16 protein-coding genes are annotated in these 21,475 nt (G+C 69.4%); 5 read left to right on the forward strand and 11 right to left on the reverse strand.

Going from position 1 to position 21,475, the window contains the following annotated elements; translation table 11 throughout:
- The 3 genes from AVJ23_RS19640 to AVJ23_RS19650 form a co-directional block, all read right to left on the reverse strand.
- The gene (locus AVJ23_RS19640; RefSeq protein WP_058863935.1) at positions 1-1,572 is read right to left on the reverse strand and encodes a Re/Si-specific NAD(P)(+) transhydrogenase subunit alpha; all 1,572 of its coding nucleotides are present in this window, start codon (positions 1,570-1,572) and stop codon (positions 1-3) included.
- Positions 1,573-1,688: 116 nt separating this feature from the next.
- The gene (locus tag AVJ23_RS19645; protein ID WP_058863936.1) at positions 1,689-2,141 is read right to left on the reverse strand and encodes a methyltransferase family protein; all 453 of its coding nucleotides are present in this window, start codon (positions 2,139-2,141) and stop codon (positions 1,689-1,691) included.
- 163 nt (positions 2,142-2,304) lie between these two features.
- A complete protein-coding gene (locus AVJ23_RS19650; protein ID WP_058863937.1) occupies positions 2,305-3,249 on the reverse strand; it encodes an MBL fold metallo-hydrolase in 945 nt (314 codons plus the stop codon).
- Between the two features lie 125 nt (positions 3,250-3,374).
- Here AVJ23_RS19650 and AVJ23_RS19655 point away from each other — a divergent pair, with 125 nt between their 5' ends.
- From AVJ23_RS19655 to AVJ23_RS19670, 4 genes are all read left to right on the forward strand, one after another.
- Positions 3,375-4,124, forward strand: a complete 750-nt coding sequence (locus AVJ23_RS19655; RefSeq protein WP_367576940.1) for an SDR family NAD(P)-dependent oxidoreductase — start codon at positions 3,375-3,377, stop codon at positions 4,122-4,124.
- 353 nt (positions 4,125-4,477) lie between these two features.
- Positions 4,478-4,933: a (2Fe-2S)-binding protein gene (locus AVJ23_RS19660; protein WP_058863939.1), complete on the forward strand. Its 456-nt coding sequence runs from the start codon at positions 4,478-4,480 to the stop codon at positions 4,931-4,933.
- 3 nt (positions 4,934-4,936) lie between these two features.
- Complete coding sequence (locus AVJ23_RS19665) at positions 4,937-7,204, forward strand: xanthine dehydrogenase family protein molybdopterin-binding subunit (RefSeq protein WP_058863940.1); 2,268 nt, start codon at positions 4,937-4,939, stop codon at positions 7,202-7,204.
- A gap of 274 nt (positions 7,205-7,478) precedes the next feature.
- Positions 7,479-10,427 (forward strand): Hint domain-containing protein, encoded by a 2,949-nt coding sequence (locus tag AVJ23_RS19670; RefSeq protein ID WP_058863941.1) that lies wholly within the window; start codon positions 7,479-7,481, stop codon positions 10,425-10,427.
- Here AVJ23_RS19670 and AVJ23_RS19675 read toward each other — a convergent pair.
- The 5 genes from AVJ23_RS19675 to AVJ23_RS19695 form a co-directional block, all read right to left on the reverse strand.
- Entirely contained in the window at positions 10,424-10,960 is a 537-nt protein-coding gene (locus AVJ23_RS19675; RefSeq protein ID WP_058863942.1) for a flavodoxin domain-containing protein, read from the reverse strand. The genes AVJ23_RS19670 and AVJ23_RS19675 overlap by 4 nt on opposite strands.
- 85 nt (positions 10,961-11,045) lie before the next feature.
- Positions 11,046-11,822 (reverse strand): gamma-glutamyl-gamma-aminobutyrate hydrolase family protein, encoded by a 777-nt coding sequence (locus AVJ23_RS19680; RefSeq protein WP_058863943.1) that lies wholly within the window; start codon positions 11,820-11,822, stop codon positions 11,046-11,048.
- Positions 11,823-11,943: 121 nt separating this feature from the next.
- A complete protein-coding gene (locus AVJ23_RS19685; protein WP_058863944.1) occupies positions 11,944-14,097 on the reverse strand; it encodes a malate synthase G in 2,154 nt (717 codons plus the stop codon).
- 116 nt (positions 14,098-14,213) lie between these two features.
- Positions 14,214-16,031: an ABCB family ABC transporter ATP-binding protein/permease gene (locus tag AVJ23_RS19690; protein ID WP_058863945.1), complete on the reverse strand. Its 1,818-nt coding sequence runs from the start codon at positions 16,029-16,031 to the stop codon at positions 14,214-14,216.
- A 94-nt stretch (positions 16,032-16,125) separates the two neighbouring features.
- Positions 16,126-18,651: a LysM peptidoglycan-binding domain-containing protein gene (locus AVJ23_RS19695; protein ID WP_058863946.1), complete on the reverse strand. Its 2,526-nt coding sequence runs from the start codon at positions 18,649-18,651 to the stop codon at positions 16,126-16,128.
- A gap of 127 nt (positions 18,652-18,778) precedes the next feature.
- On the opposite strand from AVJ23_RS19695, the gene AVJ23_RS19700 reads away from it, so the two are divergent.
- Complete coding sequence (locus AVJ23_RS19700; protein WP_058863947.1) at positions 18,779-19,351, forward strand: LOG family protein; 573 nt, start codon at positions 18,779-18,781, stop codon at positions 19,349-19,351.
- On the opposite strand, the gene rarD is transcribed toward AVJ23_RS19700, so the two are convergent.
- The 3 genes from rarD to AVJ23_RS19715 all read right to left on the reverse strand — a co-directional run bounded on the left by rarD (position 19,291) and on the right by AVJ23_RS19715 (position 21,463).
- Positions 19,291-20,187 carry an EamA family transporter RarD gene (rarD, locus tag AVJ23_RS19705; protein WP_058863948.1) on the reverse strand — a complete coding sequence of 299 codons (897 nt, stop codon included), beginning with the start codon at positions 20,185-20,187 and terminating at the stop codon, positions 19,291-19,293. The two genes, AVJ23_RS19700 and rarD, sit on opposite strands and share 61 nt — an antisense overlap.
- A gap of 153 nt (positions 20,188-20,340) precedes the next feature.
- The gene (locus tag AVJ23_RS19710; protein WP_058863949.1) at positions 20,341-20,940 is read right to left on the reverse strand and encodes a superoxide dismutase; all 600 of its coding nucleotides are present in this window, start codon (positions 20,938-20,940) and stop codon (positions 20,341-20,343) included.
- Between the two features lie 97 nt (positions 20,941-21,037).
- Complete coding sequence (locus AVJ23_RS19715) at positions 21,038-21,463, reverse strand: hypothetical protein (RefSeq protein ID WP_058863950.1); 426 nt, start codon at positions 21,461-21,463, stop codon at positions 21,038-21,040.
- Between the last annotated feature and the right edge of the window lie 12 nt (positions 21,464-21,475).

Genomic DNA, 21,475 nt, shown 5'->3' on the forward strand with positions numbered 1-21,475 from the left:
TTACGACTTCTGGAACATTGCCAGCATCCGGCGCGTCACGAGGAAGCCGCCGAATATGTTGATCCCGGCCATGAAGACGGACACCGCCGCCAGCAGGATGACAAGGAAGGACCCCGAGCCGATCTGCATCAGCGCGCCCAGAATGATGATCGACGAGATCGCGTTGGTCACCGCCATCAGCGGCGTGTGCAGGCTGTGCGCCACGTTCCAGATCACCTGGAAGCCGACGAAGACGGCCAGCACGAAGACGATGAAATGCTGCATGAAGCTGGCCGGCGTGACCAGCCCCATCAGCAGCAACACCGAACCGCCCGCGGCCAGCAGGCCGACCTGGTTGCGGGTCTGCTTGCGGAAGGCGGCGATCTCCTGCTCGCGCTTCTCCTCGGGCGTCAGCTCCTTGGGCTTCTCGCGCTTCTGCGCCGCGATCGCCTGCACCTTGGGCGGCGGCGGCGGGAAGGTGATCTCGCCCTGGTAGGTGACGGTCGCGCCGCGGATCACGTCGTCATCCATGTCGTGGTTGACCTTGCCGTCCTTCTCGGGCGTCAGGTCGGTCATCATGTGACGGATGTTGGTGGCGTAGAGCGTCGAGGACTGGGTGGCCATGCGCGACGGGAAATCGGTGTAGCCCACGATGGTCACGCCGTTCTCGGTCACGACCTTCTCGTCCTTGACGGTACCCTCGACATTGCCGCCGCGCTCGGCGGCGAGGTCGATGATGACCGAGCCGGGCTTCATTGCCTTGACCATGTCGTCAAGCCACAGCTTGGGCGCCTCGCGGTTGGGGATCAGCGCCGTGGTGATGACGATGTCCACCTCGGGGGCCAGTTCGCGGAACTTGGCCAGCTGCGCCTCGCGGAACTCGGGGCTCGAGACCGAGGCATAGCCGCCCGAGGCGCTGCCATCCTGCTGCTCTTCCTCGAAATCGAGATAGACGAACTCGGCGCCCATGCTCTCGACCTGCTCGGCCACCTCGGGGCGCACGTCGAAGGCATAGGTGATCGCGCCAAGGCTGGTCGAGGTGCCGATCGCGGCCAGCCCGGCCACGCCGGCGCCCACAACCAGCACCTTGGCCGGCGGCACCTTGCCCGCCGCCGTCACCTGCCCGGTGAAGAAGCGGCCGAAATTGTTGCCCGCCTCGATCACCGCGCGGTAGCCGGCAATGTTGGCCATCGAGGACAGCGCGTCCATCTTCTGCGCGCGGCTGATCCGCGGCACCGCCTCCATGGCGATGACATTGGCGCCCTTGGCCTTGGCCTTGTCCAGCCCGTCCTGGTTGCCGCCGGGATTGAAGAAGGTGATCAGCGTCTTGTCGGCGCTCAGATGGTCCAGCTCGTCCGGGGTCGGGATACGGACCTTGGCGATGATGTCGGCCCCGGACCAGAGCGCATCGGCGCTGTCCACCACCTCGACACCGGCCGCGGCGTAATCGGCATCGGCAAAGCCGGCGCGGGTGCCGGCACCGGTTTCGATCAGGCAGTCATGACCCAGCTTCTGCAGCTGGCGGGCCGAGTCCGGTGTCATCGCGACCCGGTTCTCCCCGGCCTCGATCTCTTTCGGAGTCCCTATCTTCACGGTTGTCCCCCTCTTCAAGGATGCTGCGCGCGCAGGCGCACGTCTTCGGGATCGGTCTATACTGCTGACCTAGAGGCAGCAAGGCAGTGCCTGCGCCCCCGGATCGGCACGGATTGTCAGAGCCACCTTCTCGTTTCTTGCGCGTACCGTGTAAAGCCCGCAACAAACTTTCTTCGCAATCGCGCCTCTTCCGGCTCGATGAAGCGCTTCTCGAGGATCCAGACAAGGATCGGCACGAGCGGCAGGGCCAGCACGGCGTCCCAGTAGAGGATCATCCCCGTCAGGATCAGCGAATCGCCAAGGTAGATCGGGTTGCGGCTGCGCTTGAAGATGCCGCTGGTCACCAGCCGGTCGGCCTCCTGGTGGGGGATGACCGTGGTGCGGTGGCGGCGCATCTCGAACAGCGCCAGCGCGATCAGCAGCAGGCCGCCGCCGACCAGCATCCCGCCCAGCAGGTCGGCCCAGACCGGCCCGAAGGACAGGCCCATCCCAAGCGCCGTGCTCTGCCACCAGGCCAGCGCCAGTGCCCCGGCCAGCCAGACCGGCGGCATGTCGATCCATTTCAGCATTCCGGCCCTCTCGACATCATGCCAGCGCCGCCCCGCGGGGGCGGCGCGCTGCAACCTATCCCCGCGCTGCCGGGGGCGCAAAGAGGTACTCCGGCCCCGCGGCGCTTGGGCGCGGCTGGGCGTCCGCGGGGCCGGGCTGTCGGGACCGCGCGCGGCGCGGGGTCTATTCCCACTCCATCTCCTCGTAGACGCGCCCGGCATTCTTGGTGGCCAGTTCCTCGAACGTGTCCAGCATCTGCCAGCGCGACTGGTCGACGTAATAGGCCTCGGCCAGATCGCCGCCCGCGTCGAGATGCGCGCGGATCTTGGCCCGCAGGTCCTTGAGATAGTCCGAGGTATAGCGGGTGACCTGCGCCATGTTGGTCGGGTGCCCGTGCCCGGGGATGACATAGGTCGCGCCCAGCGCGGTGAAGGGGCCGTCGAAGGTCTCGATCCAGCAGGAGGTGCAGGTGTCGCCGAAGATCGGCGGCATGCGCTCGTGGAAGGCGATGTCGCCGGCGATCACGATCTGCCAGTCGGGGATCCAGACCTGCGTGTCGCCCGGCCCGTGCGCGGGGCCGAGATGCAGCACCTCGAGCGTGACTTCCCCCATCTCGACCACGTGCCGATCGCTGAAGGAGAGATTGGGCACGGCCACCCGCGTGCCCTCGGCGCGGTCCCGGTTGTAGCCCTGCATGCCCTGCAGGATGAAATCGCCGTTCTCCTCGATCTCGTGAATGGCGTCCTCGTGGGCGAGGATGTCCACGCCCAGATCCGCCCAGTAGGCATTGCCCAGCATGGCATGGCCCTGTCCGTTCTCGTTGATCACCAGCCGCACCGGCTGGTCGGTGACGGCGCGGATCTCGTCATGCAGCGCCGCGGCCAGCCGCACGCTGGCGCCGCCATTGATCACCACGATCCCGTCGCCGGTGACCACGAAGCTGAGATTGTTGTTGTGCCCGGCATTCTCGTAGGTGGGCGGCGCGGTGGCGCCGATCGCGCTCCAGACATGCGGGATCACCTCCACCGGCTTGTCGTAGAGCTCGGATTGCGGGTACTTGTCGGCGATATCCTCGCTCGCCATGGCCGCGCCCCCGGCGCAGACCAGTGCCAGCATCCATCGTGTCATCATGTGCTCCTCCCTCGTTTCGAATACATATTCGCATGCGTGAATGACAAAGCCAAGACCCGGCACGCCGCCCCTTGCCCAATCGCGGCAGACGGGTACGCTGACCGCAAAAGGGAGGGAGCATGATGCTGGAGGGCAGACACGCGCTGGTGACCGGCGGCGGCAGCGGGATCGGGCTGGCCATCGCCCGGCGGCTGGCGGCCGAGGGGGCGGAGGTCACGATCACCGGGCGCGACCTTGCCCGGCTTCAGGCCGCGTCGGGCGGGCGCATCCACGCGCGGCAGATGGATGTCACCGACGAGACCTCGGTCCGCGACGGGATCGCCGACGCGGTGGCGGCGCGCGGGCCGGTCCGGATCTGCGTCGCCAATGCCGGCATCGCCGAGGGCCGGTCCCTGCTCAAGACCGAGATGGGGTTCTGGCGCCAGACCATGGCCACCAATCTCGACGGCGCCTTCCTGACGATCCGCGAATCGCTGCGCAGCATGGCCGAGACGGATTGGGGCCGGGTGATCGCCGTAGCCTCGATCGCGGGGGTGAAGGGGCTGAAAGGCGCGCCGGCCTATACCGCCTCCAAACACGCGATGGTCGGGCTGATCCGCGGGCTCGCGGCCGACTACGCGACCCGCCCGCTCACCTTCAACGCGCTCTGCCCGGCCTACGTCGATACCGAGATCGTGGAGCGCAACGTGGCCTCGATCATGGCGCGCACCGGCAAATCCGAGGAAGAGAGCCGCGCGCTGATGGTCGGGGTCAACCCGCATGGCCGCCTGATCGCGCCCGAGGAGGTGGCCGCGGCGGCGCTCTTCCTCTGCGGGCCGCATTCGGGCAGCGTCAATGGCGAGGCGCTGCGGATCGCCGGCGGCGAGATCTGAGACGGGCGGACGCCTCCGGCGGGAGTATTTGAGGAAAGATGAAAGCACGTCTCACATGCCCGCACGGCTGCACGGGGCGTCACGGTGCCATTTGCGGTTGCGGCAGAGGCCGGAGGCCGGCGCCGCGATGAACCTGCGCGCGCCGGCAGGCGCGCTCCGCGTGACAGCGTTTCGCGAGGCGCGGGGTCGGGGCGCGACATTTCCGGTGCGTCGGCTATAACGTCTCGCAGGCGACGCGGCGGTGGTCACCGATCGGTGATGGCCGGCCGCGGGACAAGCACGTATAAGACCGGGCAGGACCTGTTCGGCACAGCCAGGGCGACCTGCCCGACCACGAGAAGGAGACGCATGTCATGGCCACGAGTCTCACCGTCAACGGCGCGGCGCAGGAGGTCGACCTGCCCGATGACGTTCCGCTGCTCTGGGTGCTGCGCGACGCGCTGAACCTGACCGGCACGAAATTCGGCTGCGGCGTCGCGGCCTGCGGCGCCTGCACGGTGCATATCGACGGGCAGGCGGTGCGCGCCTGCCAGGTCGCGCTCGGCGATGTCTGGGGCGAGGTGACCACGATCGAGGGGCTGGGCACGCCCGAGACGCTGCACCGGTTGCAGCAGGCCTGGATCGATCACCAGGTCGCGCAATGCGGCTATTGCCAGTCGGGCCAGATCATGCAGGCCGCGGCCCTTCTGGCCGAGACCCCGGCGCCCAGCGATGACGAGATCGACGCCGCCATGGCCGGCAATCTCTGCCGCTGCGGCACCTATCCCCGGATCCGCGCCGCCATCCGCGCGGCCGCACAGGAGGCGTAACCCATGGCCAGCATCGGCAAGATCGCCCGCCGCACCTTCCTGTTCGGCGCCGTCGCCATCGCCGGCGGCGCGGCCTTCGGCGCGTGGTACGTCTCGCGCCCGGCGCCGAACCCGCTGCAGCCGGGCGCAGACGAGGCCGCGCTGAACCCCTTCGTGCTGGTCACGCCCGAGGGCGTCACCCTGATCGCGCCCCGGGCCGAGATGGGCCAGGGCACGCAGACCACCTGGGCCGCGCTGATCGCCGAGGAGCTGGACGTGGCGCTGGCGGATGTACAGGTGATGCACGGCCCGCCCGCACAGGCCTATTACAACAGCGCCATGATGGGCGAGGGCCTGTCGCACAAGGGCTATGACGCGTCGAGCTTCCAGCATTCGCTGGGCGAGGCGATGGGCGTGATGGGCAAGGTCTTCTCGATGCAGGTGACCGGCGGGTCCACCGCGATGAAGGACGGGTTCGAGCGGATGCGCGTGGCCGGTGCCGGGGCGCGCGAGATGCTCAAGGCCGCCGCAGCCGAACGGCTGGGTGTCGACCGGGCCTCGCTGACGACCCGCGACGGCGCGGTGATCGCGCCGGACGGCACCACCCTGCCCTATGGCGAGCTGGCCGCCGCCGCGGCCGAGCTCGAGACGCCTCGCATCCGCCTGCGCGACCCGCGCGACTGGACCATCCTTAGCCAGCCGCAGCCGCGCATCGACGTGCCGGGCAAGTCCACCGGCACCGCCACCTTCGGCATCGACGTGCGCCCGCCGGGGCTGCGCTTTGCGGCGCTGCGCATGGCGCCCAAGGGGGGCCGGATGGCCGGGTTCGACGCGTTCGGGATCGACCGCATGGCCGGGGTCGAGAAGGTGGTCGACATGGGCGACGGCGTCGCGGTGATCGCCACCAACACCTGGCTGGCGCAGCAGGCCGTGGACGCGATCCCCGTCGAGTGGGAGATGCCGGACCATGCCGCCACCACCGACGAGATGATGCAGGCCGTCGCCGCGGGTTTCGCGACCGAGCCGGACTCGCGCTTTCGCGATGATGGCGACGTGACCGACCTGCCCGAGGGCGCGCGCGAGGTCACGGCCGAATACCGCGTGCCCTTCCTGGCCCATGCGACGATGGAGCCGATGAACGCGACCGCCTGGATCGACGGCGACACGCTGCGCATCTGGTGCGGCAACCAGGCGCCGACCTTTCTGCAGGCCGCCTGTGCCGACGAGGCCGGCATCCCGGCCGAGCGGGTCGAGGTGAATGTCACGCTGATGGGCGGCGGCTTCGGCCGGCGGGGCGAGTTCGACTATGCCGTGCTGGCCACCCGCGTCGCCAAGGCCATGCCCGGCACGCCGGTCCAGCTGACATGGTCGCGCGAAGAGGACATGACCCACGACTTCTACCGCCCCGCCGCCATGGCCCGGATGACCGGCGCGGTGGCCGACGGGCGCGCGGTGGTCTTCGACGCCGCGGTCTCGGCCCCCTCGGTGACGGCGCAGGCGCTGGATCGCTGGATGGGGTTCGCCCCGGGCGGGCCGGACAAGAGCATCGTCGACGGCATCTACAACCAGCCCTACGGCATTCCCAACTACCGGGTCACCGGGCACAAGGCCGATGTCGGGGCACCCATGGGGTTCTGGCGCTCGGTCGGGGCAAGCTTCAACGGCTTCTTCCATGAAAGCTTCATGGACGAGCTGGCCCATGCCGCCGGGGCCGATCCGTTGGCCTTCCGCATGGCGCTGACGCGGGACGAGTGGCTGCCGGCCTATTACGTGCTGGAGGCGGTGCGCGACATGTCGGGCTGGACCGGCGAGACGCCCGAGGGCACCGGCCGGGGCGTCGCCATGGTCTACAGTTTCGGCACGCCCACGGCGATGGTGATCGAGGTGCAGCGCGACAGCGAGACCGCCGAGGATGGCACGGTGTCGCACGGGCCCATCCGGCTGACCCATGCCTGGATCGCCGCCGATCCGGGCATCGCGCTGGATCCACGCATCATCGAGGCGCAGCTCTCGGGCGGCATGGTCTACGGGCTGTCCGCCGCCATGGGCGAAGAGATCACCTTTGCCGGCGGCCGGGTCGAGCAGCAGAATTTCCCCGATTACGAACCGCTGCGCATGTCCCAGATGCCGCAGGTCGACGTGCAGATCCTCGAGACCCAGGAGCGTCTGAACGGCATTGGCGAGGTCGGCACCCCGCCCGCCGCGCCGGCGCTGGCCAATGCATTGTTCGACCTGACCGGACAACGCGTCCGCGAATTGCCCCTGCGCAAGCAGTTCGACTTCTACATCTGAGCGCCCTGAACTGGCGCCTGCCTGACAGCCCGGCCCCTGTGGCCGGGCTTTTTCGTGGCAGCTGCCGCGAATTTACCCTGCATTTGACCCGATTGCACCGCATCGCTGCCACCGCGCGACTGTAGCCATATTGGAAACGGCCCTCTTCCCTCGGGCCGTTCGAAGGCAAGCAGAACGGGCGACCGACCCTCGCAAGGCACGGCGAGGGTCGGCGCGCCCCCTGTCCGGGCAGGCCCCGGCCGTGGGCGCAGCAGGCAAAGAAGGCAGGGGCGGCATGCCGGTCTACACGGTCGATTTCTACGATTTCAATCCGCAGGGGACGATCCCCACCTTCGGCAGCTTCGTCTGGACCGGGCCCGGCACCTATGGCGGCAGCGCGACGATCACCGACAACGAGGCCGGCACCGGCGGGCTGACGCTGGACGATGACAGCGCCGGCGGCGAACGCGCCTTTGGCGACGCCACCACCGCCGCGGGCAGCTCCTTCGGCGTGAACATGGATGCCGAGCTGGCCTGGACCGTGCTGGACAGCGTGACCGGCGAGAGCTTCCAGGTGGTGCAGCTGCAGGTCGAGGGCGGCGGGGCGAGCGGGTTCTACACCCTGTCCGAGCAGCCGCTGGTGCCGGGCCGCAGCTACCAGGTGCAGAGCTACGATTCGAACCCCAATGCCTCGGGCGGGGACATCGCCTTCACCTATGCCGATTTCCAGCCCACGGGCGGCGACGGGGTGATCGACGGCACCGGCCGGGCCGACGTGATCGACCCCGACTACCTCGATGCCGAGGGCGAGGGCGTGGACCTGTCGCCGCTGGGCCCCGATGACAGCATCGCCGCCGGCGCGGGCGATGACACGGTGACCGCCGGACAGGGCAGCGACACGGTGGATGCGGGCGACGGCGCGGATCTCGTCTATGGCGATTACGGCAGCTACAGCGCCGCGCCGGCGACCGGCGAGCTGAACTGGACGCAGCAAGGCGGCAACGGCACCGACCTGTCGGCCGGTTTCACGCAGGACACGGGCGAGATCGACGTCACGCTGGCCTTCGTAAATGACGGCAACAACGCGCCACTCTTCGAGGTCGACACGCAAGGCCAATACGTGGCCCCGGGCGAGGACTATTCCTCGAACTCGGCGCTCTACATGTTCGGCAATGGCGACGGAGCGACCTCGACCACGGTCATGTCCTTTGCCGCCTCCTCGGGCGCCTCGGTCGAGGACGAGGTGCAGAACGTCTCGTTCCGGGTCAACGACGTGGACTGGGGCAGCGGCAACCACACCGACATCTTCACGGTCAACGCCTATGACGCCGATGGCAACCCGGTCGCGGTCAGCCTGACCCCGGGCGGCGGCGACACGGTCTCGGGCAACACCGTCACGGCCGAGACACTGGCCGAAGCGCCCACCAGCGCCGGCGGCTCGGTCCTGGTCGAGGTGGCCGGCCCGGTGGCCGAGATCGAGGTGGTCTATGCCAACCTGCAGGGCGGCACGCAGGCGATCTGGCTGACCGACGTGCAGTTCGAGGCGGTGCGCGTGGCCAACGGCGATGACAGCCTGCTGGGCGGCGCGGGCGATGACACGCTGTTCGGACAGGAGGGCGCCGACACGCTGGATGGCGGCGCCGACAATGACAGCCTCGACGGGGGTGCGGGCGCCGACAGCCTGCTGGGCGCGGGCGGCGCCGACACGCTGACGGGCGGCGACGGCGCCGATGTGCTGGAGGGCGGCGACGGGGCCGACACGCTGAGCGGCGATGCTGGCGCCGACATCTTGTTCGGCGGCACGGGCGATGACACCCTGGAGGGTGGCGCCGGGGCGGACAGCCTCTCGGGCGGGGCCGGGATGGACTATGCCTCCTATGCGGGGTCGGATGCGGGCGTCACGATCGACCTCGAGACCAACAGCTTTTCCGGCGGGCATGCCACGGGCGACGTGGACAGCGGCGGGATCGACGGGCTGATCGGCTCGGATTTCGCCGACAGCCTGACCGGCTATGATGCCGAGGGGCCCGGCTGGACCAACATCTTCTATGGCGGGCTGGGCGCCGACACGCTGGACGGGCGCGCCGGCGATGACCAGCTTTTTGGCGAAGAGGGCGCGGATTCACTGATCGGCGGGGATGGTGACGATCTGCTGGATGGCGGCACGGGCGCCGACACGCTGGAGGGCGGCACAGGCAATGACGAGCTGACCGGCGGCGCGGGCACTGACCTGCTGACCGGCGGCAGCGGCAGCGACGCGATCAGCGGCGGCGGCGGCGATGACCGGATCGATGGCGGCGCGGAGGCCGACAAGGTGGATGGCGGCGCGGGCGACGACGTGATCCGTGGCGGGACCGGCGCGGATGCGCTGTCAGGCGGCGCCGGCAATGACACGATCTATGCCGCGCAGGGCGACACGATCAATGGCGGCGCGGGCGATGACGTGATCACGCTGGTCGACCTGGCCGAGGCCGGCAGCGGCGCGATCTTCATCGAGGGGCTGACCACCGGGCAGTCCGGCGGCGACCGGCTGGACCTGAACGGGCTGGCCGACCGCACCACGCTCAACATCACCTCGAACGCGGGGGGAGAGCTGACCGGCACGGTGCAGATGCTGGACGGCACGCTGGTCAATTTCTCGAATATCGACAGCGTGATCTGCTTCACCCCGGGCACGCGCATCCTGACCGAGGCAGATTACCGCCCGATCGAGACGCTGCGCCCCGGCGACAGGCTGGTGACCCGCGATGACGGGCTGCAACCGCTGCGCTGGATCGGCCGCAGCACCGTGCCCGCGCGCGGCAGCCTCGCGCCGATCCGCATCGCGCCGCAGGTCCTGCCGGGGGCCATGGCGCCGCTGCTCGTTTCGCCCCAGCACCGGCTGCTGATCGAGGGCTATCGCCCGCAGCTGCTGCTGGGCGAGAGCGAGGTCTTCGCCGCCGCCAGCCACATGGTGGACGGGTGCGACATCACCCGCGAGCCGCATGCGAAGATGGGCTATATCCACCTGCTGCTGGACCGCCACCAGGTGATCTTTGCCGAGGGTGTCGCGACCGAGAGTTTCTTCGTGGGCGACCACGCGCTGCACGCCATGGCGACCGACGCGCGGGAGGACCTGTTCCGCCACATGCCCGGGCTGCGCGCCGACCCGTCGCGCTATGGCGAGACCGCGCGCACCTGCCTGGCCCGGCACGAGGTGCAGGCCCTGATGGCCCCGCCCACCCCCGTCGCGGCCGCGGCCTAGCCGGTGGCCCCGCCGGCCCACTCATCGGCCAGCGCCTCCAGCGCAGCCCAATCCGTGAACTCGGTCGTGCCCTTCGGATCGAAGGGCATGTCGTGGTCGCGCGCGATGCGGCGCATCACCCAGGCCTTGAGGAAATCATAGGCGTCGAAGCGCAGCGCGCCGGCCACATGCGCGGTCCGGCCCGGCGTCCAACCCGATTTCTCGACCATCTCGGCGGCGATCTTGTCAAGATCGGCGCGTTCCTCGGGATCATTGCCCACCGCGCCCAGCGAGACTTGCAGGTACAGCGTCCGCAGCCCGGCCAGCGCCGTCGCGTTGGCCTTGGCGAAGGCGATGAAGGCGGGCTGCACGTGCCAAGCGTGGACCGAGGCGGCGAGGATCGCGGCGTCGAACCGCGCCGCATCCAGCGGCCCGGCATCCTCGACATGCAGCAACTCGACGCTGTGGCCGGCATCCACCAGTCGGTCCGACAGGAAACGGCAGATCTTGCGGGTCTGCCCCTCGGTCGTGGCATAGGCGATCAGAATGCGCATGGGTCTCTCCCGGTCGGTTGCGCGCACAGTCTGCGTGACGCGACCGGCGCGCGCCTTGATCGGGCGCAAGGCGCGGCGGGACGACTCAGGCGCTGCGGCGCAGCTCGCTGCCCTGCCCGGCCGCCCAGTCATGCACCGCGCGGCCGAACGCCTCGAAGAGCGGGCGCGAGACCGGGTCGTTGGCCGCATCCCATTCCGGGTGCCACTGCACCGACAGGGTAAAGCCCGGCGCGTCCTTGACATGGATCGCCTCGGGCGTGCCGTCGGGCGCATGCCCCTCGATCACGATGCGCGCGCCCGGCCGCTTGATGCCCTGCCCGTGCAGCGTGTTGGTCATCACCTCGGTCGATCCGAACAGCCGGTGGAAGACGCCGCCCTCGGACAGGGTCACGATGTGGCGCAGGGCGAATTTCTCTTCCAGCGTGCCGTCGGGCGGCATCCGGTGGTTCATCCGCCCCGGCAGGTCGCGGATCTCGGGGTAGAGCGTGCCGCCCATGGCGACATTGACCTCCTGGAAGCCGCGGCAGATCCCGAAGAAGGGCTGGCCGCGCTCGACGCAGGCACGCACCAGGGGCAGCACGATGGCATCGCGCGCGCGGTCGTAATTGCCATGCGCCTCGGTCCATTCCTCGCCATATTCCTCGGGATGGACATTGGGCCGGCCGCCGGTCAGCAGGAAGCCGTCGCAGGTCTCGAGCAGCTCTTCGACCGACAGGAAGCGCGGATCGGCGGGCACCAGCAGCGGCAGGCAATGTGACACCGCCGACACGGCCTCGGAGTTCATCGAGCCGCCGGCATGGGCCGGGTACTGGTCGTTGATCAGGTGCTGGTTGCCGATGATGCCGACGATGGGCCGTGCCATGCTTGCGCTCCGCTTGTTTGGACCGTTTGTAAAGCATGGGGGCTGCGAGGAAAAGATGAACCCGCGCAGGCCCGCCCTGCGCAAGGGCAGGTCTGCCCGCAGGGCGGGCAGACCGGGGGGCTCAGCCGTCGGCGGCGGCTTTCAGCTCCAGCCGGCGGGCATGAAGCACCGGCTCGGTATAGCCCGAGGGCTGGGCGCGGCCCTCGAAGACCAGCTCGCAGGCGGCGCGGAAGGCGATCCCGTCGAAGCCCGGCGCCATCGGCCGGTAGAGCGGATCGTCGGCGTTCTGGCGATCGACCACCTCGGCCATGCGCTGCATGATTTCCATCACCGCCTCGCGCGAGATCACGCCGTGATGCAGCCAGTTCGCGATATGCTGCGAGCTGATCCGGCAGGTGGCGCGGTCCTCCATCAGACCCACATCGTTGATGTCGGGCACCTTGGAACAGCCCACGCCCTGGTCGACCCAGCGCACCACGTAGCCCAGGATGCCCTGGGCGTTGTTCTCGACCTCGCGGATGATCTGGTCCTCGCTCCACTTGCGGTAGGTGGCGAGGGGTATGTCCAGCACCGTGTCCACATGCGCCCGGCGCCCGGCCTTGCGCAGCCGGTCCTGCACCGCGAAGACATCGACCTTGTGGTAATGCAGCGCGTGCAGCGTGGCGGCGGTGGGCGACGGCACCCAGGCGCAATTGGCGCCGGACTTGGGATGCTCGATCTTGGCCTCCAGCATGGCGGCCATGCGGTCGGGCATGGCCCACATGCCCTTGCCGATCTGGGCGCGGCCCGACAGGCCGCATTCCAGACCGATATCCACGTTCAGATCCTCGTAGCCGCCGATCCACGCCTTGCGCTTGATGAAGTCCTTGCGGCTGAAGGGCCCGGCCTCCATCGAGGTGTGGATCTCGTCGCCGGTGCGGTCGAGGAAGCCGGTATTGATGAAGGCCACCCGGTGGCGTGCGGCGCGGATGCATTCCTTGAGGTTGACCGAGGTGCGGCGCTCCTCGTCCATGATGCCCAGCTTGACAGTGTATTGCGGCAGGCCCAGCGCCTGTTCGACAAAGGTGAAGATTTCGTCGGCAAAGGCGACCTCGTCGGGGCCGTGCATCTTGGGCTTGACCACGTAGACGCTGCCGGCATGGCTGTTGCGCGGCCCGTCACTCTTGGCCAGGTCGTGTTTCGCGATCAGCGTGGTGACCATGGCATCCATCAGCCCCTCGTGGATCTCGGCGCCGTCGCGCAGCAGGATCGCGGGGTTGGTCATCAGGTGGCCGACATTGCGCACAAGCATCAGCGCCCGGCCCTTCACCGTCACCGTGCCACCATCGGGGGCGGTATAGCGGTGATCGGGGGCGAGCGCGCGGGTGATGCGCTTGCCGCCCTTCTCGAGTTCTTCGGTCAGGTCGCCCTTCATCAGGCCCAGCCAGTTGCCATAGGCCAGCGCCTTGTCCTCGGCATCGACGCAGGCGACGGAATCCTCGCAATCCATGATCGCCGAGACCGCCGCCTCGAGCCGCACATCCGCCAGCCCCGCCTGGTCGCGCGCACCGATCGGGTGGGTGCGGTCGATGACCAGTTCCACATGCAGCCCGTTGTTGCGCAAGAGCACCCGGTCGGGCGCCATGGCATGGCCGGAATAGCCCACGAATTTGGACGGGTCGATCAGCGGCTTGTCATCGCACATCAGCGCGCCGTGGCGCACGTGGTAGCGGCGCACGTCGCAATGGCTGGTGCCCTCGACCGGGAAGGCCTCGTCCAGGAAGACCCGCGCCCGGCCCACCACGCGCGCGCCGCGTCCGCGCTCGAACCCGCCGGCGGGCGGCAGGCTGCCCATGGCATCGGTACCATAGAGCGCGTCGTACAGGCTGCCCCAGCGCGCGTTCGCCGCGTTCAGCGCGTAGCGCGCATTGGTGATCGGCACGACCAGCTGCGGGCCCGGCACATGCGCGATCTCGGGATCGACATTGGCGGTATCGATCTCGAAATCCCCGCCCTCGGGGCGCAGGTAGCCGATCTCTTCGAGGAAGGCCTTGTAGGCGGCGTGGTCATGCGGCTGGTTGGCATGCGCCTTGTGCCAGTCGTCGATCCGGCGCTGAATCTCGGCCCGCGTTTCCAGCAGGGCGGCATTGCGCGGGCCGAACTCATGCGCCAGCCGCGACAGCGCCGACCAGAACGCCTCGGCCGTCACGCCGCTGCCCGGCAGGGCCTTCTCCTCGATGAAGCTTGCCAGGATGCGATCGACCTGAAGCCCGTCGCGGTCCACCCGTGCCGTCATGTGCTGTCCTTTCCGTTGGAACCCGCTCCTGTCTAGGAAACAAGTTTCCGATAGGCAACAAACGGATCGTTCGGGAAAACCAGCAAGTGTTTCAAACGGGCCGCACCGCCCGCGGATCAGGCGGCGTCCTCGTCCTCCTCGGCCTGCTGACGTGCCCAGAGCGCGGCATAGCGCCCACCCTGCGCCAGCAGCGCGTCATGGGTGCCCTGCTCGACCACCTCGCCCTCCTGCAGGACCACGATCCGGTCGGCATCGGCGATGGTGGACAGGCGGTGCGCGATGGTGATGACCGTGCGCCCCTCGCCCGCGCGGCGCAGCGCCTCCTGGATCGAGGCCTCGGTCTCGGTGTCCAGCGCGCTGGTCGCCTCGTCCAGCAGCAGGATCGGCGGATCCTTGAGCAGGGTGCGCGCGATGCCCACACGCTGCTTCTCGCCGCCCGACAGCTTCAGCCCGCGCTCACCCACCGCGGTGTCGTAGCCCTCGGGCAGGCCCTGGATGAAGTCGTGGATCTGCGCCGCGCGCGCCGCGGCCTCGATCTCGTCCTGGGTGGCGCCGTCGCGGCCATAGGCAATGTTGTAGCGGATCGTGTCGTTGAACAGCACCGTGTCCTGCGGCACCACGCCGATCGCCGCGTGCAGGCTGTCCTGCGTGACATCGCGCAGGTCCTGCCCATCGATGGTCACGGCCCCGCCCTGCACGTCGTAGAAGCGGAAGAGCAGCCGGCCGATCGTGGACTTGCCCGAGCCCGAGGGCCCGACCAGCGCCACGTTCTCGCCCGCGCCGACGGTGACATCGATGCCCTTCAGGATGGGCCGCGCCGGGTCATAGCCGAAACGCACATCGTCAAAGCGCACGACCCCGCCCGAGACACGCAATTCCGGCGCGCCCGGCTTGTCGGCCACCTCGCGCGGCTGCTCCAGCAGGTCGAACATCTCGCCCATGTCGACCAGCGCCTGCCGGATCTCGCGGTAAACCGTGCCGAGGAAGTTCAGCGGCATGGTGATCTGGATCATGTAGGTATTGACCATGACGAAATCGCCCACGGTCAGCGCGCCGTTCTGCACGCCCACCGCCGCCATGACCATCACGCCCACCAGCCCCGAGGTGATGATGAAGGACTGGCCCACGTTCAGCATGGCCAGCGAGGTCGAGGTCTTGATCGCCGCGGCCTCGTAGGCGCGCATGGCGCTGTCGTAGCGGTCGGCCTCGCGCTGCTCGGCGCCGAAATACTTGACCGTCTCGAAGTTCAGCAGGCTGTCGATCGCCTTCTGGTTGGCATCGGTGTCCTGCTTGTTCATCTCGCGCCGTAGTTTCACGCGCCACTCGGTCACCTTGAAGGTGAACCAGACATAGAGCGCGATCACCCCGGCCACCACCGCCAGGTACCAGGCGTCGAACATGAACAGCAGAACCAGCGCGATCAGCAGAAGCTCCAGCATCAGCGGCCCGATCGAGAACAGCAGGAAGCGCAGCAGGAACTCCACCCCCTTCACGCCGCGCTCGATGATGCGGGACAGCCCGCCGGTCTTGCGCGTGATGTGATAGCGCATGGAAAGACGATGGATATGGGTGAAGGTCTCCAGCGCCAGCCGCCGCAGAGCGCGCTGGCCGACGCGGGCAAAGACCGCGTCGCGCAATTGTTGGAAGCCCACGGTCATCAGCCGCGCCATGCCGTAGGCGACGGTCAGCCCCACCGCGCCCAGCGCGAGGTCCGGTACCTCGCCCGAAAGCGAATCCACAGCGCGCTTGTAGAGCACGGGCGTGCCCACGGCGATCAGCTTGGACAGCAGCAGAAAGCCCATGGCGATCACCACGCGGCGCTTCACCCAGGTCTGCCCTTCGGGCCAGAGATAGGGAAAGACCCGCTTGATGGTGCGCCAGCCCGAGCGGCGCTCGGCGGCTGCCAGCTCGGCGGCAGAGATATCTGTGGGCATGGGTGGTCTCCTTCCCCGACCGGCTATCCCAGTTCGCCTGCGGCGGAAAGGGCGTGGCGTGCACGGGGGCTCTGCGCTGGGGGCCGGCCCGGGCTCACTCGCCCGGGGGCGGCACGCTGTCGGGCATGTCGAAGATCTGGCCGGGATAGATCAGGTCGGGGTCGCGGATGCGGTTCCGGTTGGCCTCGTAGACATGCACGTAGGAGATGCCGCGCCCGTAGCGTTCGCGCGAGATGCCCCAGAGCGTGTTGCCCGGCTGCACGGTGATCGACTGTACCGGCCCGCCCTCGCCCAGCGCGGCCGCCGCGGCCAGCACCTCGGCGCTTTCGCGCAGGAAGGGGCTCTCGACCCGGGCCGTGACCTCGCCGGCTTCGTTCAGCTGGTCGACGCGCAGCGTGTACGTGCCGGTATCGACCTGCGGCAGCTCCACCCGCCAGCGACCGTCCTCGCGGATGCGCGACGTCGTGACCGGCGCATTGTCCAGGTAGACGCGCACGAAGGTCGCGTCCGAGCCGCGCCCCGACAACAGCACCTCGCCCGCGTCGTCATAGCTGATCGAATCGAGCGCCACCTGCCCCTGGTTGAGCGGCGCGGTCTGCAGCACCTCGACCCCGCGCGGGCTGGACAGCAGCACGGCGGGCGGGCGCGGCGCATCGCTGCTCTCGGGGCGCGGCTGGGCGCCGGGGGTGCGGCGCGCGGTGATGCTGGGATCGGCCATCTCGGCCCGGGCCGTCGGCCCGTCCCCGGCGGCCGGAGCCTGCAGCCCGGCGGGCGCGGACGCATCGCTGCGCGGCAGTTCGGACCCGCCCGGCCGCACCGGCGCATCCGGCGCGCTTTCGCGGCCCGGCCCGGGGGCCAGCACCGCCAGCGCCTCCTGTGTCGGCGCGGGTTCCGTGCCGGGGGCGGCGCCGGGCTGCGGCGCGGTGCCCGTGACGGTGGCCTGCGCGCCGATCGGGTCGGGCGCACCGCCCGGATCGGGGCGCGGTGCGGCGCGGGCCGCCGGGTCGGGCGCGGCGCCGGGCTGGCGCGTGGGCGTGCTGTCGGGCGCAGTGATCTCGGGGCCCGCGGCGACGCGGGGCAGCCCCTCGGGGCCAGTTCCGGTCTCGGGGCTGGGCTCCAGCGCCGGGGCCACGCGGTCGCCGACCACGGGCCCGGCATTGAGCGAGTCGCCCTCCGGCTCGGCGCTTCGGGTGGCCGGGTCGGTCCTTGTGCGGACCACACGCTCGCCCGCAGAGGGCTCGGAGCCCTGCTCCTGCGCGACATCCTCGGCCCGCTCCGGCGCGGCCTGCCCGGGCTCGGCCCGGTCGGCCGGCGCGGCCAGCGGGTCTTCGCCCCCTTCGGCCTGCTCGGGTGTCAGGCCCGCGACCTCCTCGCCAGTTTCAGAGGCGGCGGGAGTGCTGCCCCCGGCCTCGCCGCCTTGTGGTTCGGGCCGTGGCGTGCCGGCTTCGGGCGTTTCGGCCTGCGCGGTCTCTGTGGCGGCGGGGGGGCTGCCTCCGGCCTCGTTGCCCTGCGGTTCGGGCCGGGGCGTGCCGGCTTCGGGCGTTTCGGCCTGCGCGGTCTCTGTGGGAGCGGTCCGGGTCGCGGCGCCGGGTTCAGTCCCTTCTTCCGCGGGAACACCGGTTCCGACCTCTTGCGCAACGCTGGCCGGATCCTCTGCGCCTGTCTCGGCAGCCTCGGCCGTGCGGGGCAACGGCGCCGGGGTGCCGGCGGCGGGCGCGTCGGGGCTCTGCCCCGGCAGCGGAAGCGCACGGCCGGGCGAAGCGAGGCGCGGCGCCGGGGTCAGCCCGCCGGGCATGGTGCCCAGCGGGGTCTGCGCCGGATCGCCATCGGTGGCCGCCAGTACGGGCGCGCCGGGTTGCGGCAGTTCGGTCGTATCGACGGAGGGCTGGCCGGGATCGCGCGCGGCATCAGAGAGCGTCGCCGGCTCCCCGTCACGCAGCCCGGCCACGGGATCATCCTGCGCCGGTGCGGTGCCCGGCGCGGGATCCTCGGAGGGACCCTCCTGCGGCACCTCGGCCTGTTCCAGCAGCAAAGTCGCCACCTCGTCGCCCAGCACCGGGGCGGGCGCGGGCTCGGACGCCGCCAGACGCGGCGCGACGATCACCTCGTCCTGCGCCGTAACCGTCTGATCCCCGATGGTCTGGCGCAGCGCGATCACGCTGCCGCTGCCATCCATCTTCAGATCGAGGAAGGTGGTGAAGCTGCCATCCGGACCGACCTCGAGCTCGGCCGCGGGCACACCGTTCACCAGCACCTCGAGCGTGGCGCCGGGCGTGCCGCGACCGGCCAGCAGTGTGCTGCCATCGGCCTCGGTGCGCACCACGTCGAAACTGGGCGCCGCGGGTGTCGCGGGCTCGGCCATGGTGGGGTCGTCCGCGCCAGGCTCGGCACGCCCTGCCACGGGGTCCGCCGGGGCCGTGTCCTCGGTCGCATCCACCTGCGCGTCATCCGGCGTGGCGCCGGGTTGCGGCGCACTCGTCTCGGGCGCCACGGCGGCATCACTCTGCGGCACGGGTCCCTCGTCCCCGGGCAGGGTGACAAGCCCCGTCGCGACGGCCACGGCGATCACGCCGACCGTCCCGGCCCCGGCCATCGCGGCATAGAGTGCGAATTTGCTCATGGCAGCCTCTTTTCCGGTCGCGCGCCTGCCCTGCCCCCCAGCCTGACGGATCCGCGATTGAGAGTGTATATCAGCCGCGTTATCAGGGGTCAAAACCCCAATTTTCAACCATTTCGGAGCCCCCCTGATGCCTGCCTTCTCGATCTGTGTCTATTGCGGCGCACGTGCCGGCACCGACCCGGCCTTCACCCGCGAGGCCGAGGCGCTGGGACAGGCCATCGCCGGGGCCGGCTGGCGGCTGGTCTACGGGGCGGGCGATGTCGGGCTGATGGGCAGCGTGGCACGCGCGGCGCAATCGGCGGGCGGCGAGACCTTCGGCGTGATCCCCCAGCACCTTGTGCAGATGGAAGTCGGCAAGACCGACCTGACGCGCTTCGTCGTCACCGAGACGATGCATGAGCGCAAGAAGGTCATGCTGATGAATGCCGACGCGGTGGTGGTGATGCCCGGCGGCGCCGGCACGCTGGACGAGTTCTTCGAGGTTCTGACATGGCGCCAGCTGGGCCTGCATGCCAAGACCATCGTGCTGATGGACGTGGCCGGCTACTGGGGGGCGCTCAAGGGCCTGCTGGACCACGTGGTCGCGACCGGCTTCGCCGGGGCCTCGCTTCTGGAGTTCGTCGAGGCCGGCCGCAACGCTCAGGAGGTCATGGCCCGCCTGCGCCGCGCCCTTTCCTGCGACAGCGAGGTCGCCGAGTAGAGCGCCAGCGCCACCCAGATCAGCCCGAAGGCGATCATGTGCCAGGGCGTGATCAACTCGCCGAAGATGACCACGGCGCAGAAGAACTGCAGCGTGGGGTTGAGATATTGCAGCAGCCCGACCGTCGCCATGTTCACCCGCTGCGCCGCGAAGGAGAATAGGATCAGGGGCAGCGCGGTCAGCAGGCCCGACAGGACGAGCAGCCCGGTGGTCGCGGCATCGCCGCCAAAGACCCCCTGCCCGTCCGAATGCAGCAGCGCCAGCCAGCCCAGCGCCAGCGGCGAGAGCAGCAGCACCTCGGCGGTGACCGAGACCACGGCGCCGACCTGCAGCCGCTTCTTGACCAGCCCGTACATGCCGAAGGTCATCGCGATGCAGAGCGAGATCCACGGTGCCGCGCCCAGCCCCCAGGCCAGCTGCGCCACGCCAAGCGCGGCCAGCCCCACGGCCAGCCATTGCAGCGGCGCCAGGCGCTCGCCCAGTACGATCACGCCCAGGACGACGGCAACCAGCGGGAACATGTAGTAGCCCAGCGAGGTCTCGGTCACATGGTCGATCTGGACCGAGTAGATGAACAGGAACCAGTTGGCCGAGATCATCAGCGCCGCGAACCCCACGATCCCCGCGGCCCGGACCGAGGACAGCGCCGCGCGCAGCCGTCCCAGCCGGCCCTGGAGGGTCAGCAGCCCGGCAAAGACGACCAGCGACCAGAAGGTGCGATGCGCCAGCAGCTCCAGCGGCGGGACATGGGCGAGAAGCTTGTAGTAGATCGGAGACAGCCCCCAGATCGTGCAGGCGCCGACCATCGCGAGGATGCCTTGAAGCTGGGGGGTCATGGGGGCTCCGGTTCAGTGACCGCCACTGCCTAGCGCGCGGCGCAGCGGGCTGCAATCCACCGGGCGGACCGGCCCGCACGGCATGGCCCCCGGAAAAGCAGGAAGGGCGACCCGAGGGCCGCCCTTCGAGAAAACCGGTCTGGCGACAGCGCCTTACAGGCGCGAGGCCACGTTTTCCCAGTTCACCAGGTTGTCGAGGAAGTTGGCCAGGTAGGCCGGACGCTTGTTGCGGAAGTCGATGTAGTAGGAATGCTCCCACACGTCACAGCCCAGCAGCGCAGTCTGGTTGAAGCAGAGCGGGTTCACGCCGTTCTCGGTCTTGGTGACCTTCAGCGTGCCGTCGGTGTCGACGACCAGCCAAGCCCAGCCCGAGCCGAACTGGCCCGCGCCCGCGGCCGAGAATTCTTCCTTGAACTTGTCGACCGTGCCGAAGGCATCCTTGATGCGGCTTTCCAGCTCGCTCGGCATCTCGTTGGTGCCCGGGCCCATCATTTCCCAGAACTGGGTGTGGTTCCAGTGCTGCGAGGCATTGTTGAAGATGCCCGACTGCGCCACGGCGCCGGCCTGGTAGGTGCCCTTGACGATCTCCTCGACCGACTTGCCTTCCCACTCGGTGCCGGCGATCAGCTTGTTGCCGTTGTCGACATAGGCCTTGTGGTGAATGTCGTGGTGGTATTCCAGCGTCTCCTGGCTCATGCCCTTGGACGCCAGCGCGTCGTGGGCATACGGAAGATCGGGAAGTTCGAAAGCCATGGTCTCACCCCTTTCGTGATGTGGCGTATAGTCACGCTCTTACGTGTCTCTGTCAGGCGGCAAGGTCAAGCCTTGCGTCACAGGACAAACGCGCGGATCACTCGGATAGTTTCTTCACGACACAACGTCCGCCCCGGGAAAAGATGTTGGAATAGCCCTTGGGCTGGGCCACGACGTTGAACGCGTGCGAGCCCTTCACCACCGTGGCGCGGTAACGCATGGTCACGGTGCGCGACCCGATGCGCATGTCGACCTCCCAGGCCACGGTGACGCGGGCATCGTTCTCGACCACCAGCCGCCCCTCGACGGGCTGGCCCGCGTTGAAGCCCAGGATCGCCGCGTCCGAGACGACGACGCGGTCGTCGTCATCGTCATGGGCGATGAAGATCAGCGGCTGGATCACCTCGCGCGCATCGGTGTGCCGCACGTGGCATTCATAGGTCATGATGGTCGCGGCGGCCGGCGGCGCGGCCAGCGCGGCAGCGGCCCCGATCAGGACATGGCTCAGGGCAAGGCGGGGCACGGGCGCTCCATC

The organism is Pseudoponticoccus marisrubri (genome assembly GCF_001482405.1).
In the GTDB taxonomy this organism is placed as follows: Bacteria; Pseudomonadota; Alphaproteobacteria; order Rhodobacterales; family Rhodobacteraceae; genus Pseudoponticoccus; species Pseudoponticoccus marisrubri.